The organism is Sphingobium psychrophilum (genome assembly GCF_012927105.1).
GTDB lineage: Bacteria > Pseudomonadota > Alphaproteobacteria > Sphingomonadales > Sphingomonadaceae > Sphingobium > Sphingobium psychrophilum.
Window position 1 is genome coordinate 37,434 of record NZ_JABBFV010000007.1, and the last position, 16,987, is coordinate 54,420.

A 16,987-nucleotide genomic window follows, 5' to 3' on the forward strand; every position below is an offset into this window, starting at 1 on the left:
GAGGCGGGAACCCAGTTCAAACGGCGGGACTGGGTTCCCGCCTGCGCGGGAACACGGTTTGGCCTAATCCCCCTCCTCCGGCGGGCTGAACACCGACCAGCCGGTGCGACGCGCCAATAATTCCAGCGCCTGGGTGCCAAGGCAGCTATTGCCGCTGTCGTTGAGGCCCGGCGACCAGACCGCGATCGACGCCCGGCCGGGCACGATGGCCAGGATGCCCCCGCCCACGCCCGATTTTCCTGGGATGCCGACACGGAAGGCGAAGTCGCCCGATGCGTCATAATGGCCGCAGGTCAGCATCAGCGCGTTGATGCGCCGCGCGCGGCTGGGTGATACCACCCTGCCCCCGTCCGGGTGCCGGCCGTCGAGCATCAAATATCGGCCCGCCAGCGCCAGTTGGCAACAGTTCATCTCGATCGCGCATTGGTGGAAATAGGTGCCCAGCACCAGATCGACCGGATGGCGGACATTGCCGAAGGCGCGCATATAATTGGCCAGCGCCATGTTGCGAAAGCCGGTCGCGGTTTCGGACGCGGCGACATCCTCATTGATGGCGACGCTGTCATCGCCGCTCAGGTAGCGCATGAAGCGCAGCATCTCACCGATGGCGACGCGCGGCTGGTGGCCGCCCAGATTGACGTCGGACACGACGATCGCTCCCGCGTTAATGAAGGGGTTGCGCGGTATGCCCTGCTCCCGCTCCAACTGGACGATGGAGTTGAAGGCGTTACCCGACGGTTCGCGCCCGACCCGATCCCAGAGCTGGTCACCGACCTTGCCAAGCGCCAGGGTGAGGGCGAATACCTTCGACACGGACTGGATCGAAAAGCCGATGTCGGCGTCGCCGCCCATCAGCAAATCGCCATCCGCCGTCGCGATGGCGATCGCAAACCGGGCAGGATCAACCTTGGCCAGTTCGGGGATGTAGTCAGCGACCTTGCCACGATCGGTCGCTTCACCCATCTGGGCGACGATATCGGCGATGATGGTTGAAAGCGCCGGCTTCATGCTTGTCCCCAGTCCAGCCGCAGCGCCGCAGGCGTCACGTCACCGGCGCCCTTTTTGGCAATCCTCATTCGATCCAGATATCATCATTGCTGACGTAAAGAATATTCTTGCCGCAAAAATTGATCGGTCGCGTCGTACGGCCCCCGCCGCCGAAAATGACGCGAACCGTGTGTGTGCAGGTGGTGCCGGTGCCAACATTCATCTTGCGGAACAGATGGGCGGCAAGCGGCCCGGACCAGAAATTCGGCAGCCTCGCCCATATTCTATTGGTGACGGCATGAAGCGCGGCGACTTCAGATAAACCCGCCATCCGCCCCGGATCAGGCCGGCACTTTGGCAAGCGCGGCCTTAACCGCGTCGATAGCGGTTGCCGCCTTGTCTCCGTCCGGGCCGCCGCCCTGTGCCATATCGGGACGGCCGCCGCCGCCCTTGCCGCCGAGCGTTTCGACGCCGACGCGGACGAGATCGACGGCGCTGATGCTGGCGGTCAGGTCGTCGGTCACGCCGACTGCGATAGTGGCGCGGCCGTCAACGACCGCGACGATCGCCGACACGCCGCTGCCCAAGGTCTTCTTGTTGCCGTCCACGATGCCGCGCAATTCCTTGGGGTCCAGGCCGTCGATGACCTGGCCCAGGAAACTGACAGCGCCGACCTGTTCAGGACCGGCCGGGGCCGCGCCCGAACCGCCGCCCAGCGCCAGCGCCTTCTTGGCTTCGGCCAGTTCCCGTTCCAGCTTGCGGCTCTGTTCGACCAGCGCGGTGATGCGGGCCAGAACATCTTCGGGCGAGGTCTTGAGCGCGGCGGCCGACTGGCGCAGCTTGTCGTCGCGATCGACCAGCCACAGGCGCGCGGCTTCCCCGGTCAACGCCTCGATCCGGCGGACGCCGCTGGAGACGGCGCTTTCCGACACGATCTTGAACAAGGCGATATCGCCGGTCGCGCGGACATGGGTGCCGCCGCACAATTCGACCGAATAGCTGTGCTCGTCACCCCGACCCATGGAAAGAACGCGGACTTCGTCGCCATATTTTTCGCCGAACAGCGCCATCGCGCCCGCGCCAATCGCGTCGTCGGGCGTCATGAGGCGGGTCGTGACCTCCTCATTGTGGCGGATTTGCGCGTTCACATCCGCCTCTACCTTGGCGATCTGGGCATGGGTCAGGGCCTCAGGGTGCGAGAAGTCGAAGCGCAGCCGTTCGGCCGCAACCATGCTGCCCTTCTGCGTCACATGGCCGCCCAATTCCTTGCGGAGGGCTGCGTGCAGCAGATGGGTGGCGCTGTGGTTGGCGCGGATGCGGTCGCGGCGTTCGACGTCGACGGTCAGTTGAACTGTGTCGCCGACCTTGACGCTGCCTGCGGTGATGGTCGCCTGATGCGCGTGGAGACGGCCCAGCGGCTTTGAGGTGTCCGCTATGTCAGCGACGAGGCCGCCGAGCGACGTGATGGTGCCCGCGTCGCCATTCTGGCCGCCGCTTTCGCCGTAGAAGGGCGTCTGGTTGGTGATGATCGCCACGCTATCGCCGACCGTGGCGCTATCGACGCGCACGCCGTCCTTGACGATGGCCTGCACTTCGCCTTCGCCCTGCGTGCCGCTGTAGCCGGTAAATTCCGACGTGCCGAAACTTTCGGCGATGTCGTACCAGATGTCGTCCGACGCCTTTTCGCCCGATCCCTTCCACGCGGCACGGGCGGCGGCCTTCTGTTCCGCCATGGCGGCGTCGAAACCGGCGCGGTCCACGGTAAGCCCCTGGGTGCGCAGCGCATCTTCGGTGAGGTCATAGGGGAAGCCGAACGTGTCATGCAGCTTGAATGCGATGTCCCCCGGCAGCGCCGCGCCTTCGCCAAGCCCGGCGGTCGCATCGTCCAGCAGCCGCAGGCCGTTTTCCAGCGTCTTGCGGAAGCGGGTTTCTTCGCGCAGCAAAGTTTCCTCGATCAACGGCTGGGCGCGGACCAGTTCGGGGAAAGCGCCACCCATTTCGGATACGAGGCTGGAAACGAGCCGATACATCAGCGGGTCTTTCGCGCCGATGATGTGCGCATGGCGCATGGCGCGGCGCATGATCCGGCGCAGGACATAGCCGCGGCCTTCGTTTGCCGGCAGCACGCCGTCCGCGATCAGGAAGCTGGTCGAGCGGAGGTGATCGGCGATGACGCGGTGGCTGGCCTGATGCTCGCCATCCGTCGCGGTGCGGGTGATCGCACCGGATTCCGCGATCAGCGCTTTGAACGTGTCGGTGTCGTAATTGTTATGCACGCCCTGCATGACGGCGGCGATGCGCTCCAGCCCCATGCCGGTGTCGATGCTGGGCTTGGGCAGTTCGCTGACGATCTCGTTCGCTTCCTGCTCATATTGCATGAAGACGAGGTTCCAGATCTCGACGAAGCGGTCGCCATCTTCTTCCGGCGAACCGGGCGGGCCGCCCCAGATATGGTCGCCATGGTCGTAGAAGATTTCCGAACAGGGACCACACGGCCCGCTATCCCCCATCGCCCAGAAATTATCCTTGGTCGGGATGCGGATGATGCGGTGATCGGGCAGGCCGGCAATCTTCTTCCACAGGTCGAACGCCTCGTCATCCGTGTGGTAGACGGTCGCGGTCAGCTTGTCGGGCGACAGGCCCCATTCCTTCGTCAGCAGGGTCCAGGCATGGGTGATCGCCTGTTCCTTGAAATAATCGCCGAAGCTGAAATTACCCAGCATTTCGAAGAAGGTGTGATGGCGCGCGGTATAGCCGACATTGTCGAGATCATTATGCTTGCCACCAGCGCGGACCGACTTTTGGGACGAGGTCGCGGTCTTGTAGGGGCGCGTTTCCAGGCCAGTGAAGACATTCTTGAACGGCACCATGCCCGCATTGACGAACATCAACGTCGGGTCGTTGTGCGGCACCAAGGGCGCGGACGGAACGATGGTGTGGCCGTTGGCCCCGAAATAGTCGAGGAAGGAGCGGCGAATGTCGTTGGTCGAGGTCATGGGGGCGATTTAGTGGGAAGCGGCCCGCCGCACAAGTCGGGGATTTGGTCGTGGGAGAGATATAGGGATGCTCAATAGCCCGTTGCGAAATGCGTTTGCAGATCGGGTACATGCACATAATTCCACAGGCGAAGCATCACGTCGCCGGGCAGCATGATACTCAGCGATAGTAGCAAAAGGCCGAACGCCCATTTCCGACCGCTTCCATCCAACGCTGCCCATAGCCAACCGCTAAACCAATATAGTATTGGCACCATCAACAAGCCGTATAGCACGCCAATTGCCATTACCCATTGTGGACCCAAGGCACTCCAGAAGTTAGTGGCGAGGCACCAGCCTACTCCGTAGATGCTACCCCAAATCAGATTGCTACCCCATTGGCCGATGGTCACGGCGTAAAGCATTGTCGGAAAAATGCCGGCGCTGAAAAAGGTCGCAAGTGTAAACCACGCTCTGAACGCCGGACGCGACATCCCTACGCCTATCACCCAATCGGCGCCTCAATCGAAACCGGCGGCTTCGAAAACCACGCCGGTCCCTGCGCGGTCATGTGGAAACAATCCTCCATCCGCACGCCCATCACGCCGGGCAGATATAGCCCCGGTTCATTGGAGAAGCACATGCCGACGTCCAGCTTCGTGGTTTCGCCATGGACCAGGTTGACCGGCTCATGCCCTTCCATGCCGATGCCGTGGCCGGTGCGGTGGGACAGGCCGGGGAGCGCATAACCGGGGCCGTAGCCCTGAGTCTCATACCAGCCGCGCACCGCGTCATCGACCGATCCCGCCGGGACGCCGAGCTTCGCCGCTGTGAAGGCGATCGTCTGGCCGTGGGCTACGTCGCTCCAAACCTTGCGCTGCTGCGCGGTGGGGGCGGCGTCGTGGAGCCAGGTGCGGCTGATGTCGGACTGATAATCCTCGACCGTGCAGCCGCAGTCCATCAGTACCACCTCCCCCGCGCGCACCGCCTGCGGTTTGCCCGATCCGTGCGGATAGGCGGCCGCTTCGCCGAGCAGGATTAGGTTGAATTCCACCTGCCCGCCAAGCTGCTTCGTCGCCGCGCTCATTAGCGCGCCGATGTCGGCGGGGATCATGCCCGCCTTCACCTGGGGGTAGGTCCAGCGATAAGCGGCCATCGTAACGTCGGCGGCGGTCTGCATCAGGGCGATTTCGGCGGCCGTCTTGCGCATACGGATGGCGCGGGTGACGGGGTCTTTCACCAACGTCGCGGCGGGCAGCGCAGCCTTGAGGCCATCGACCGCGAAATAGCGGACCGTTTCCTCGATGCCGATGCGGCCTTTCGCCAGCCCCCTGGCGGTCAGGAAGTCGGCGATCGGGGCATAGGGGCTTTCATGCTCCTGCCAGACGCGCACCTCTGCCGGGATGGCCAGCGATTCGTCGATCGAGGGCTTTTCGAAGAAGGGGCACACGACCAGCGGCGTGCCGGTGGCGGGGATGACCAGCGCGGTCAGCCGTTCGGAGCGATGCCAGCGGATGCCGCTATAATAGACGAGGCTGGCGCCCGGCTCGATCAGCAGCGCGTCGATGCCTTGGCGCTGCATCGCTTTCTGCGCGCGGGCGAGGCGGTCGGCGCGTTCGGCCTTGCCGATCGGGGTGACGGTGGTGGTGAGGGATTTCAGCGCTTCGGCCGCCCTGTCCTGCGCAAAGAGGCGCGGGCTTATTGCGGCGGTGGCGAGGGTCGCGGCGGCGTAGCGCAGCAGGGTACGGCGGTCAGGCGTAGGCATATTTGCCTCCGGTCTTAAGCGCGGCCTGATAGGCGGGTCGGGCGTGCATCTCGCTCAGCCAGCGGATGATGTTGGGGCGTGATTCGTTCAGGCCGCCACGCGCGCGGGACGCTTCCAGCGGAAAGCTCATCATCATGTCGGCGGCGGTGAAGGCCTCGCCCGCGAAATAGGGACGGCTCGCCAGTTCCGTTTCCAGCCAGTCGAGATGATCGTCCAGCATCCTCTGCACCGTGGGCCGTGCGGGGCGACCGAGCAGGCCGAGCTTGCCGATGATGAGCAGCGCCAGCAGCGGCGGCATCATCGATCCTTCGGCATAGTGCATATATTGGCGATAACGGATCGCGCCTTCCGCATCGGCAGGCGCACCGAAACGCCCGCCGGCGCGGGCGACCAGATGCTCCATGATCGCGCCGGTTTCGATCAGGCGGTGGCCGTCCACCTCCACCACCGGGGAGCGGCCGAGCGGGTGGATGGCGCGCAGGCTGTCGGGCGCGCGCATCGTCTTACGATCGCGCTCGTAGCGGCGGACCTCATAGGGTTCGCCCAGTTCCTCCAGCAGCCAGAGGATGCGCTGCGATCGGCTGTTGTTCAGATGATGGACGAGGATCGTCATGATGGCTCCCATGCTGCCCGCCGGGGAGGGCGTAACGCAGCATGGGTGGGTTGCCAAGGCAGCCATATACCCAAAAGCCCATAGCCGTTCGTTTCGAGCGTAGTCGAGAAACGAGAAGTGGGTCCTAGACAGTTCTCGACTTCGCTCGAAGCGGACGGAGGTGGTTTATGCGTCTTCCAGCGCCTCCGCCTTCTGTTCCGCGCGGAAGGCGTGGAGCAGCGGTTCGGTATAGCCATTGGGCTGATCGACCCCTTCGAACACCAAAGCGCGGGCGGCCTGGTAGGCGAGGCTCTCCGCTTCCCGGCCGCTCATTGGCTGATAGAGCGGATCGCCCGCATTTTGCGCATCGACCTTGGCCGCCATGCGGGCAAGCGCGGCGTCGACCTGATCGGCGGTGCAGATGCCGTGCAGCAGCCAGTTGGCCATATGCTGCGAGGAAATGCGCAAGGTCGCGCGGTCCTCCATCAGACCGATGTCGTGGATGTCGGGCACCTTGGAACAGCCGATCCCCTGGTCGATCCAGCGGACGACATAGCCAAGGATGCCCTGCGCGTTGTTGTCCAGTTCCTGCGCGATTTCCTCTTCCGAGAAATTGCGGCCGACCGCGACGGGGATGGTCAGCAGGCGGTCGAGCGAGGCGATGCCTTCGGCCTTGCGCTCTGCCTGCCGGGCAAAGACGTCGATGCGGTGATAATGGGTCGCGTGCAGCGTCGCGGCGGTCGGCGAAGGCACCCAGGCGGTGTTGGCGCCGCTTTTGGGGTGGCCGACCTTCTGCTGCAGCATGTCGGCCATGCGATCGGGCGCGGCCCACATGCCTTTGCCGATCTGCGCCCGGCCCGACAGGCCACAGGCCAGGCCAATCTGGACGTTGCGATCCTCATAGGCGGCGATCCAGTCGCTCGTTTTCATCTCCCCCTTGGGGATCATGGGACCAGCCTGCATCGACGTGTGCATCTCGTCGCCGGTGCGGTCGAGGAAGCCGGTGTTGATGAAGACGATGCGATCGCGGACGGCTTCGATGCAGGCGGCGAGGTTGGCCGATGTGCGGCGCTCCTCATCCATGACGCCGACCTTGATCGTGTGGCGGGCAAGGCCCAGCATGTCCTCGATGGCGTCGAACAGGCTGTTGGTGAAGGCGGCTTCTTCCGGCCCGTGCATCTTGGGCTTGACGATATAGACGCTGCCCGCGCGGCTGTTGCCGCCCCCCTTGCCAGCAGCGTGCTTCAAATCATGGATCGCGATCAGGCTGGTGACGATACCGTCCAATATGCCTTCGGGCGCTTCGTCGCCTTGCGCCAAGCGAATGGCCGGGTTGGTCATCAGATGGCCGACATTGCGGACGAACAGCAGGCTGCGGCCCGGCAAGGTGAAGCTGTCGCCGTCGGGCGCTGCGTAGCTGCGGTCGGGGTTGAGGGCACGGGTCATGGTCTTGCCCCCCTTCTCGAACGTCTCGGTCAGGTCGCCACGCATCAGGCCCAGCCAATTCGCATAGGCCGCGACCTTGTCCGCCGCATCGACGGCGGCGACGGAGTCTTCGAGATCGCAGATGGCGGTCAGCGCGGATTCGAGGATGACGTCGGATATGCCGGCTGGATCGGTCGCGCCGATCGGGTGCGACTTGTCGAAGACGACTTCGATATGCAGACCGTTATGGCGGAACAGGCGGCCCTTCTCGCTGGCACCGATATACTGGGTCGAATCGCGCAGAACGATGGCGTCGCTGGACAGGTCCGCCCAGCCGCCATTCGCCAGCGGGATAGCATCGTCCAGAAACGCCTTGGCCCAGGCGATGACCTGCGCGCCGCGGGTTTCGTCATAGCCTTTGCCGGAGGCCGCGCCGGGAATGGCGTCGGTGCCATAAAGCGCGTCATACAGGCTGCCCCAGCGGGCATTGGCGGCGTTGAGCAGGAAGCGGGCGTTGAGGATCGGGACGACCAGCTGCGGTCCGGCCATACGCGCAACTTCGTCATCGACATTTTCGCTGCCGATGGCGAAAGGCGCGGGTTCGGGGACCAGATAGCCTATGTCGCGCAGGAACGCCTGATAGGCAGCGGCGTCATGCGGCTGGCCCCGGCGCTGTTCGTGCCAGCTATCGATCTGCGCCTGGAGCGTGTCGCGCTTGCGCAGGAGAGCGGCGTTTTCGGGGGCGAAACGGGCGAAGATGGCGGCGGCGTCAGCCCAGAAGGCGTCGGGCGCGATGCCGGTGCCGGGCAATGCGCGCCCGTCGATGAAATCGGCCAGTTCTTGCGCGACCTGAAGGCCGGCTTTGTCGATCATGCGGTCGGTCATCTGCCATTCCTTCAACCTGTTCCGTCATCCCCGCGCAGGCGGGGGATCCATCTCCGGCGCTCGCGACAGTCGCAACGTTGGGAGATGGGTTCCCGCCTACGCGGGAATGACAATGCATAAGTGACATTATCCGATTCCCATTATGCCGTGTAGACGCTATTATACGAATACAGTAATTCTTGTGGTGAACGAATATGATGGACCCCGACCATGAATTGTTCGTGGCGATCGTGGACGAAGGCGGGTTGGCGGCGGCCGGGCGGCGGCTGCATATTTCGCCCGCGATGATGTCCAAGCGGCTGGCGCGGCTGGAGGAGCGGCTGGGCGCGAAGCTGGTGCATCGCACCACGCGGCGGCTGGCGCTGACACCGGCGGGCGAGCGGCTCCATGCCGACCTGCGCGGCATATTGGCGGCGCTGGACGAGGCGGAGCGGCGCGTGTCGGGCGCGTCTGCGGTGGCGAGCGGGCCGTTGCGCATCACCGCGCCAACATCCTTCGGGCGAATGCACCTGGCGCCCTATCTTCAACGCTTCATCGACGCGCATCCCAGGGTGGAACTGAGCATCGACCTGTCGGACGATTTCAGCGACCTGATCGCAAGCCGCGCGGACCTGGCTATCCGCATCACCGCCGATCCGGGGGGTGCCCTGACCGCGCGCCAACTGGCGACCAATCGCCGCATCCTGTGCGCCGCGCCCGCCTATCTGGAACGGTTCGGCATGCCGGACACGATCGCCGACCTCAAAAACCATCGCCTGCTGGCCGCAGACGGACAAATGCCCTGGCGGCTGGTGGGACCGAAGGGGCCGGTGGTGGTCGAGGGGCACAGCCATGTGCGCACCAACAGCAGCGAACTGGTGCGCGAACTGGCGTTGGCGGGTGGCGGCATCGCGCTGCGATCGCTCTGGGATATCAGTGCGGCGCTGGCGCAGGATGAACTGCGCCAGATCATGCCGACGCATGAAGGATCGAGCGAAGTCGGCCTGTTCGCGGTGCAATTGCCGCAAGCCAATCCGCCGCGCGCCATTACCGCCTTCGTCGATTTTCTTGTCGGACTATATGCCCCCACGCCCCCTTGGGAGCTATCGGCGGTTGCCCTAGCGAAACGCAGTCACTAAGGCCCATTTCCATGGACGATAACACCCGCCGCGCCGCCCTCGACTATCACCGCTATCCCCAGCCCGGTAAGCTCCGCATAGAGCCGACCAAACGCATGGTGAACCAGCGCGACCTGGCGCTCGCTTATTCGCCCGGCGTCGCCGCGCCCTGTATCGAGATCGCCGCCGATCCCGACAAAGCGATGGAATATACCGCGCGCGGCAATCTGGTCGCCGTCATCTCCAACGGCACCGCCGTACTGGGCCTGGGCGCGATCGGGGCGCTGGCGTCCAAGCCGGTGATGGAGGGCAAGGCCGTCCTGTTCAAGAAATTCGCCGATATCGACGTGTTCGACATCGAACTGGACACCACCGACCCGGACGCCTTCGTGGAAGCCGTCGCATTGATGGAGCCGACCTTCGGCGGCATCAACCTGGAAGACATCAAAGCGCCCGAATGTTTCGCGATCGAGGCGCGGTTGAAGGCCCGGATGAACATTCCGGTCTTTCATGACGACCAGCATGGCACCGCCATCGTCGTCGCCGCCGCCGTGCGCAACGCGCTGGTGTTGCAGGGCAAGACGCTGGCTGATGCAAAGCTGGTGACGTCGGGCGCGGGCGCGGCGGCGCTCGCCTGCGTCGACCTGCTGGTATCGATGGGCCTGCCAGTCGAAAACGTCACCATGACCGACAAGGATGGCGTGATCCATTCGGGTCGCGAGGGCATGTTGCCCAATATGGCGCGTTATGCCCGCACCACCAACGCGCGCACCCTGCCCGACGTGCTGCCGGGCGCGAACCTGTTTCTGGGCCTGTCCGCGCCGGGCGTGCTGAAGCCGGAATGGCTGCCGATGATGGCGCCCAATCCGCTGATCTTCGCGCTGGCCAACCCGGAGCCGGAAATCCGCCCGGAGGCCGCGCGCGAAGTGCGCCCGGACGCGATCATCGCCACCGGCCGGTCGGACTATCCCAACCAGGTCAACAACGTCCTGTGCTTCCCCTATATCTTCCGCGGCGCGCTGGATTGCGGCGCGACGCAGATCAACGAAGCGATGAAGGTCGCGGCGGCCGACGCCATCGCCAACCTGGCCCGGATGCCCGCGCATGACAGCGTGGCGCAGGCCTATGGCGGGCGCAGGCTGGTGTTCGGCCCGGACTATATCATCCCCACCCCATTCGACCCGCGCCTGATCGGCGAGATCGCAGTCGCAGTCGCACGGGCAGCGATGGAGAGCGGCGTCGCCAAGAAGACGCTGGACCTGGACGAGTATAAGCGCAGCCTGTCGCGCCAGAGCGCCCGGTCGGGCCAGTTGATGCTGCCGGTGTTCGAAGCCGCGCGCGGCACCGAATGCCGCATAGTCTATGGCGAGGGTGAGGACGACCGCGTGCTGCGCGCCATCCGCGACGCGCTGGACGAAGGCATCGTTCGCCCGACCATCGTCGGGCGTCGCCGCATATTGGAACAGAAGCTGCCCGAACTGGGGCTGAGTTTCGACCTGGACCGCGATGTCGAGGTGATCGACCCGGAAACCGACCATCTGGTGATGGGCGAACTGGTCGAGGCCTATCGCACGGTCGCGTCGCGCAGAGGTGTGCCGGCGGACGAAATATTGCGCCACGTCTACCGCCGTCCGACCGTGACCGCCGCCATGCTGTTGCAGACCGGCCGCGTGGACGCCGCGCTGGTCGGCGGGCGGTCCGAATATTGGGGCCAGGTCGAACATGTGCTGCGCATCATCGACCGCACGCCCGGCCACAGCCGCGTTTATGCGCTGTCGGGCCTGATTCTGGATGCGGGCGCGCTGTTCATCACCGACACCCATATGGTGCCCGACCCCACGCCTGAACAGATCGCCGAAATGACCCTTCTGGCGGCGACAGAGATCCAGCATTTCGGCCTGACGCCGCGCGTCGCGCTGTTGTCGCACTCCAACTTCGGGGCTTCGCATACCGACAGCGCGCGCAAGATGCGCAAGGCGTTCAAGATCGTGCGCGACGCCGCGCCCGAATTGGCCGTGGACGGCGAAATGCATGCCGACGCGGCGCTCAGCCAGGCGTTGCGTGAGCGGCTAATCCCCGATTCGCGTTTTGAAGGCCCGGCCAATTTGCTGGTCATGCCGAACCTGGACGCGGCGAACATCACGCTGACCGCGCTGTCGGCCTCCTCCAGTTCGCCCACGGTCGGGCCGATGCTGATGGGCCTGACCAAGCCGATCCATGTGCTGACGCCCGGCGTCACGTCGCGCGGCATCCTGAACCTGACCGCGATCGCGGCGGCGGAAGTGGCGCGGGAACGCTGAAAATTCCAGCCGACTTCAGAATGCTCTAACCTTTCGCCCCTATGCTGGGCCGGATTGGACGCATGAGGACGACAATGGCGGGTTTCCTGAAATCACTGGCGAAAAGCGCTGGACCCAAGCTGGCGATCGGGCTGGGCCTGGCCGGCGCGGCGCTGTTGGCGACGCACTGGATCGACCGACCGGCCGGCGACGATGCAACGCCCACCACAACGGCCCAGGCGCAGCCAACCGCGCAGGTGCCATCCCCCCCCGCCAAGCCGGTCGAGCGGCGCAGCGACCAGGGCATGGCGGTCGATCCCGGCGCGCTGCGGGTCAAGCGCGTGCTCAAGATCGACGGGCCGTTCCGCCATGGCGATTATGCCTGGGACGAAGCCGGCGCACCCACCACCGGCCCGATCATCGTAACCGTCGACCTGCGCGCCCAGACATTGTCGGTGTTTCGCGCGGGCTATGAGATTGGCGCGGCGGTTATCCTTTATGGCGCGACCGACAAGCCCAGCCCCAAGGGCGCCTTCCCGATCATGGCGAAACATGCCGACTATTTTTCGCGCACCTACGACAATGCGCCCATGCCCTTCGCCCAGCGCCTGACCAGCGACGGCGTCTTCATCCATGGCAGCGACGTGCAATGGGGCCGCGGCACCCATGGCTGCATCGGCGTGCCCAAAGAGTTCGCCGAAAAGCTGTTCGGCGTCACCAAGCTGGGCGACATGGTGATTATTACCGACGGCAAGATGCTGGACGTCAGCCAGGCGCAGGTGAGCGGGTAGAGTTTCCCGCTTATTGCGGCGCGTCTTCGATCGCGGGCTGTTGGCCCGCCGTCAGGGCGCTGCCGGCCGACGCCGCCATGATGCAGAGGATCGCGATCCACTGGAGCGGGGTCAGCCGCTCGTCCAATATGAGGAAGCCGGCCAGCGCGCCGACGGCCGGCGACGCGCTCACTAGCAGGCCGAACACATGGGCGGGCAGGCGCCGCATCGCCTCCATCTCCAACGAATAGGGCAAGGCGCTCGACAGGATGGCGATGGCCAGCCCGATCAGCAGGATGCCCGGCGATAGCAGCGCCACGCCCGCATGGGCGACGCCCAGCGGCAGGACGAGGATCGCCGCGGCCAGCATCCCCCAGGCGACGGCATCGCCGCCGACCGCGCCCGACACCCGTTTGCCCGCCACGATATAGAGCGCCCAGCACAGGCCCGCCGCACAGGCGAAGCCGACGCCGACGGGATCGAGCGGCGCGTCGCTGCGGAGCGGCAGCAACAGCAGCAGGCCAGCGACCGCCGCCGCCAGCCAGCAGAAATCGCGTGGCCGACGCGACCCGAACAGCACAACCCCCAGTGGCCCCGCCACCTCGATCGCAATCGCCACGCCCAGCGGAATACGCTCGAACGCCAGATAGATGCACAGGTTCATCAGGCCCAACGTCGCGCCATAACCGGCCAGCCACCACCCCGCGCCCGCGGGCACGCGCCGACGCCACGGCCTGCGCAGCAGCCACAGCAAGGCCGCCGCCAGGCTGATGCGCAGCGCTGCGACGCCGGCCGCGCCGAGCAACGGAAATACCGTCTTGGCGAAGGCCGCGCCGAAATTGACCGAGATGAGCGACGCCAGCACCGCGCCTGCCCCCAGCAGCGCTGCCCTGTCCCTGTCCTGTCCGCCATCCCTGTTCATCGGCCCAGCCTATAGCCGATCCGCCGCCGCGTGCGAGCACCTTGCTCTTCCAGGCGGGAACGATTGCTTGCTGCGGCGACGCAGATGCAGAAAACTCATACGAATGCAGGGTTGACCACCGCTGTCACGAGTCCCATTTGCGGGACTTCCGCATATTTTTGCATTGCAGCATGGAGCTTGCCATGGGCGCCCCTTCCCAGACCGCGCTTCCCCAACAGGCGCAGCCCGCGCTCGTCTTGTTCGCCCTGGCGGTCGGCGCGTTCGCGATCGGCACCACCGAATTCGCGTCGATGAGCCTGCTGCCGTTCTTCGCGCGCGACCTGGGCATCGACCTGCCGACCGCCGGCCATGCCATCAGCGCCTATGCGCTGGGCGTGGTGGCGGGCGCGCCGGTGATCGCCGCCCTGGGCGCGCGCCTGCCGCGCCGGACGCTGCTGATCGGGCTGATGGCGATGTTCGCCATCGCCAACGGCCTGTCCGCCCTGTCGCCCAGCTATTATTGGATGCTGCTGTTCCGCTTCCTGTCTGGCGTGCCCCATGGTGCCTATTTCGGTGTCGCCGCGCTGGTCGCCGCCAATCTGGTGCCGATCGAGAAGCGCACTCTGGCGATCGCCAAGGTCATGTCGGGCCTGACCCTGGCCACAGTGATCGGCGTTCCCGTCGCAAACTGGATGGGGCAGGTGCTGGGATGGCGTTCCGGCTTCTTCGTCGTGGCGGCGCTGGCCGTGGCGACGGTGACGCTGGTGGCGCTTTATGCCCCGCGCGACGCCGGCGACATCAAGGCCAGCCCGGTGCGCGAGCTGACGGCACTGGGCAAGGGGCAGGTATGGCTGACCCTGTTGACGGGGGCGATCGGTTTTGGCGGCCTGTTCGCCGTCTACACCTATGTCGCGTCGACCATGATGGAGGTTACCCATGTGTCGGAAACCTATGTGCCGCTGATCCTGGCGATATTCGGCATCGGCATGACATTGGGCAATCTGGTGGTGGCCTGGCTGGCGGACAAGGCGCGCAACCGCACCGTGATCGGCGTGCTGCTGTGGAGCGCCGCGTCGCTGGCGCTGTTCCCGCTGATGGCCGGCAATATCTGGACATTGAGCCTCAACATCTTCCTGATCGGCATTGGCGGCGGCCTTGGCACGCCATTACAGGCACGGCTGATGGATGTGGCGGGCGAAGCGCAGACTCTGGCGGCGGCGTTGCACCACAGCGCCTTCAACATGGCCAATGCATTGGGACCGTGGCTAGGCGGCCTGTCGATCGCGGCGGGCTATGGGCTCGTGTCGACGGGCTGGATCGGCGCCGCGCTGGCGCTGGGCGGCCTGGCCGTCTTCGTGCTGGCGATCACGCTGGAACGCCGCGGGCCCGGCATGATCCCCGCCGCCGCCGAATAAGCCGCTTTCGCGGCGCATCGCCCCCGGATATGGCGGTGGCATGAACGATATGGCGAGAGAGACGAGACTGGCGGAGGCGGCGGTAGCCGCCCTGCGACGCGGCAATGCCGACGGCGCGTTGGCGACATTGCGCGATATGGCCGATCCGCCGGCAATGCTGCTAGCGCAGGCGCATAGTCGCGCCGGCGATCTTGACGGCGAAGCGGCCGCGCTGCGGCGGATATTGGACGGCGACATGCGCAACCTGCCCGCCCTGCTGGCCATGGGGCAGAATGCGATACGGCGCGACGATGAGCGCAACGCCATCACCTGGTTCCGCGCCGCGCTGGCGCAGGCGGCCGCGACCGGTGCGCCACCGCAACTCCAGCCATTGCTGCAACAGGCGCAGGCCAGCATCGTCCAGTCGAGCAAGCGGTTCGAGGATCATCTGACCGCCGCGATTGCCGACCTGCCGCCGCTGCCCCGCATCGCCCACGCCACCGACCTGCTGCTGGGCAAGCGCGACCTGTATCTGCAACAGCCCAGCATGTTCTATTTTCCCGGCCTGCCACAGCGCGCCTTCTACGAACGGGCCGAGTTCGACTGGGTCGCGCCGATGGAGGCGATGACCGACGCGATCGTTGCGGAATTGCAGGCGGTGCGCGCGCAGGAGGCGGACTTCGCGCCCTATGTCCAGACCGCCGCCAATCGCCCCGCGCCCAACAATCCGCTGCGCGACGATCCCAGTTGGGGCGCGCTTTATTTCTGGCAGGGCGGCGCGCCGGTCGCGGACAATGCGCGGCGATGCCCCGCGGTGATGGACGCCCTCTCCCTCGCCCCCATGCCGGTGATCGCCGGGCGATCGCCGATGGCGCTATGGTCGCTTCTCAAGCCCGGCACCCATATCCAGCCGCATCATGGTCTGCTCAACACCCGCCTGATCTGCCACCTGCCGCTGCTGACGCCGGACGATTGTGCGTTGCGCGTCGGAGCCGAGACGCGCAGCTGGCGCCAGGGCGAGATGCTGATCTTCGACGACAGCGTCGAGCATGAGGCGTGGAATCGCAGCGCTGACACCCGCGTCGTCCTGCTGTTCGAAATGTGGCGACCGGAGATCGGCGCGGAGGAGCGCGAGGCGCTGACCCGGCTGTTCCAGGCGATCGACGCCTTTGGCCCGGCGCAGGTCGATACCGGCGGTTGAACGCGACGCGCCGCCCCGCTATCAGCGGCGCATAAGCACTGACAAGAGCTGACAACGGGCAAGAGGATGGCCGGGCACGATCCCAGGAACCCTGCCCGCATGACCATCAGCGCCCCTTCTCCCCGTCCCCACAGCCTGGCCGAAGACGGCTATGCCATCGCCATCGGCTGCGCCTTCATCGCGCTGGGGCTGATGATGCTGAAGGCGGCCAATCTGGTGACGGGCGGGATGGCCGGCATCGCGCTGCTGCTTTCCTATCTGGTCCACTGGTCGCCGGCGACCTTGTTCCTGCTCATCAACATCCCCTTCTTCCTCTTCGCCGGGCGGGCGATGGGGGTGGCGTTCGGGTTGAAGACGCTGTTCGCCAATGTCGCGATCATGGGCGTAGGCCTCGCGATGCCAGCGGCGCTGCAGATTGCGCGGATCAGTCCCTTTTTCGCCGCCCTGTTCGGCGGATCGATCATCGGTTTCGGCATATTGGCGATTGCCCGCCATGGCGCGGGCGTGGGCGGCGTGGGCGTCATCGCGCTGATCCTGCAACGCTCGCGCGGCTGGAACGCCGGGCGGACCCAAATGCTGTGCGATATTGCGATCCTGCTGGCGTCGCTGCCGGTGCTCAGCGTCGAACGGTTCGGCCTGTCGATCCTGTCCGCCGCCGCGATCAACGCGGTGCTGATCGTCAACCACCGGCCGGGCCGCTATATAGGCCACTGACC

Annotated in this window: 14 protein-coding genes; 6 read left to right on the top strand and 8 right to left on the bottom strand. The window is 65.6% G+C overall.

What is annotated here, in order from left to right; genetic code table 11:
- Positions 1 to 63 precede the first annotated feature (63 nt).
- From HHL08_RS11360 to HHL08_RS11390, 7 genes are all read right to left on the bottom strand, one after another.
- The gene (locus tag HHL08_RS11360) at positions 64 to 1,008 is read right to left on the bottom strand and encodes a glutaminase (RefSeq protein ID WP_169573273.1); all 945 of its coding nucleotides are present in this window, start codon (positions 1,006 to 1,008) and stop codon (positions 64 to 66) included.
- 64 nt (positions 1,009 to 1,072) lie between these two features.
- Positions 1,073 to 1,318: a hypothetical protein gene (locus HHL08_RS11365; protein ID WP_169573275.1), complete on the bottom strand. Its 246-nt coding sequence runs from the start codon at positions 1,316 to 1,318 to the stop codon at positions 1,073 to 1,075.
- 10 nt (positions 1,319 to 1,328) lie between these two features.
- A complete protein-coding gene (gene alaS / locus HHL08_RS11370) occupies positions 1,329 to 3,983 on the bottom strand; it encodes an alanine--tRNA ligase (RefSeq protein WP_169573277.1) in 2,655 nt (884 codons plus the stop codon).
- A gap of 71 nt (positions 3,984 to 4,054) precedes the next feature.
- Entirely contained in the window at positions 4,055 to 4,456 is a 402-nt protein-coding gene (locus HHL08_RS11375; RefSeq protein WP_169573279.1) for a hypothetical protein, read from the bottom strand.
- Positions 4,457 to 4,467: 11 nt separating this feature from the next.
- Positions 4,468 to 5,727 carry a M24 family metallopeptidase gene (locus HHL08_RS11380; RefSeq protein WP_169573281.1) on the bottom strand — a complete coding sequence of 420 codons (1,260 nt, stop codon included), beginning with the start codon at positions 5,725 to 5,727 and terminating at the stop codon, positions 4,468 to 4,470.
- On the bottom strand, positions 5,714 to 6,340 hold the full coding sequence (locus HHL08_RS11385) for a glutathione S-transferase family protein (protein WP_169573284.1): 627 nt from the start codon (positions 6,338 to 6,340) through the stop codon (positions 5,714 to 5,716). Before HHL08_RS11385 ends, HHL08_RS11380 begins: the two co-directional genes overlap by 14 nt.
- Before the next feature lie 165 nt (positions 6,341 to 6,505).
- Positions 6,506 to 8,629, bottom strand: coding sequence for a malate synthase G (locus HHL08_RS11390; RefSeq protein WP_169573286.1), 2,124 nt, complete (start codon positions 8,627 to 8,629; stop codon positions 6,506 to 6,508).
- A 194-nt stretch (positions 8,630 to 8,823) separates the two neighbouring features.
- On the opposite strand from HHL08_RS11390, the gene HHL08_RS11395 reads away from it, so the two are divergent.
- The 3 genes from HHL08_RS11395 (at position 8,824) to HHL08_RS11405 (ending at position 12,796) form a co-directional block, all read left to right on the top strand.
- The gene (locus HHL08_RS11395) at positions 8,824 to 9,747 is read left to right on the top strand and encodes a LysR family transcriptional regulator (protein WP_169573288.1); all 924 of its coding nucleotides are present in this window, start codon (positions 8,824 to 8,826) and stop codon (positions 9,745 to 9,747) included.
- An 11-nt stretch (positions 9,748 to 9,758) separates the two neighbouring features.
- Positions 9,759 to 12,026 (top strand): NADP-dependent malic enzyme, encoded by a 2,268-nt coding sequence (locus tag HHL08_RS11400; RefSeq protein WP_169573290.1) that lies wholly within the window; start codon positions 9,759 to 9,761, stop codon positions 12,024 to 12,026.
- Between the two features lie 74 nt (positions 12,027 to 12,100).
- Positions 12,101 to 12,796: a L,D-transpeptidase family protein gene (locus HHL08_RS11405; RefSeq protein ID WP_169573469.1), complete on the top strand. Its 696-nt coding sequence runs from the start codon at positions 12,101 to 12,103 to the stop codon at positions 12,794 to 12,796.
- Positions 12,797 to 12,806: 10 nt separating this feature from the next.
- Here the strand turns inward: HHL08_RS11405 and HHL08_RS11410 are convergent, their stop codons facing one another.
- A complete protein-coding gene (locus HHL08_RS11410; protein ID WP_169573292.1) occupies positions 12,807 to 13,697 on the bottom strand; it encodes an EamA family transporter in 891 nt (296 codons plus the stop codon).
- A 170-nt stretch (positions 13,698 to 13,867) separates the two neighbouring features.
- Between HHL08_RS11410 and HHL08_RS11415 the strand changes: the two genes are divergently transcribed.
- The 3 genes from HHL08_RS11415 to HHL08_RS11425 all read left to right on the top strand — a co-directional run bounded on the left by HHL08_RS11415 (position 13,868) and on the right by HHL08_RS11425 (position 16,985).
- A complete protein-coding gene (locus HHL08_RS11415) occupies positions 13,868 to 15,091 on the top strand; it encodes an MFS transporter (protein ID WP_408021771.1) in 1,224 nt (407 codons plus the stop codon).
- Between the two features lie 40 nt (positions 15,092 to 15,131).
- Positions 15,132 to 16,271: an aspartyl/asparaginyl beta-hydroxylase domain-containing protein gene (locus HHL08_RS11420; RefSeq protein ID WP_169573296.1), complete on the top strand. Its 1,140-nt coding sequence runs from the start codon at positions 15,132 to 15,134 to the stop codon at positions 16,269 to 16,271.
- 99 nt (positions 16,272 to 16,370) lie between these two features.
- The gene (locus tag HHL08_RS11425) at positions 16,371 to 16,985 is read left to right on the top strand and encodes a YitT family protein (RefSeq protein ID WP_206377837.1); all 615 of its coding nucleotides are present in this window, start codon (positions 16,371 to 16,373) and stop codon (positions 16,983 to 16,985) included.
- The last annotated feature ends 2 nt before the right edge of the window (positions 16,986 to 16,987 follow it).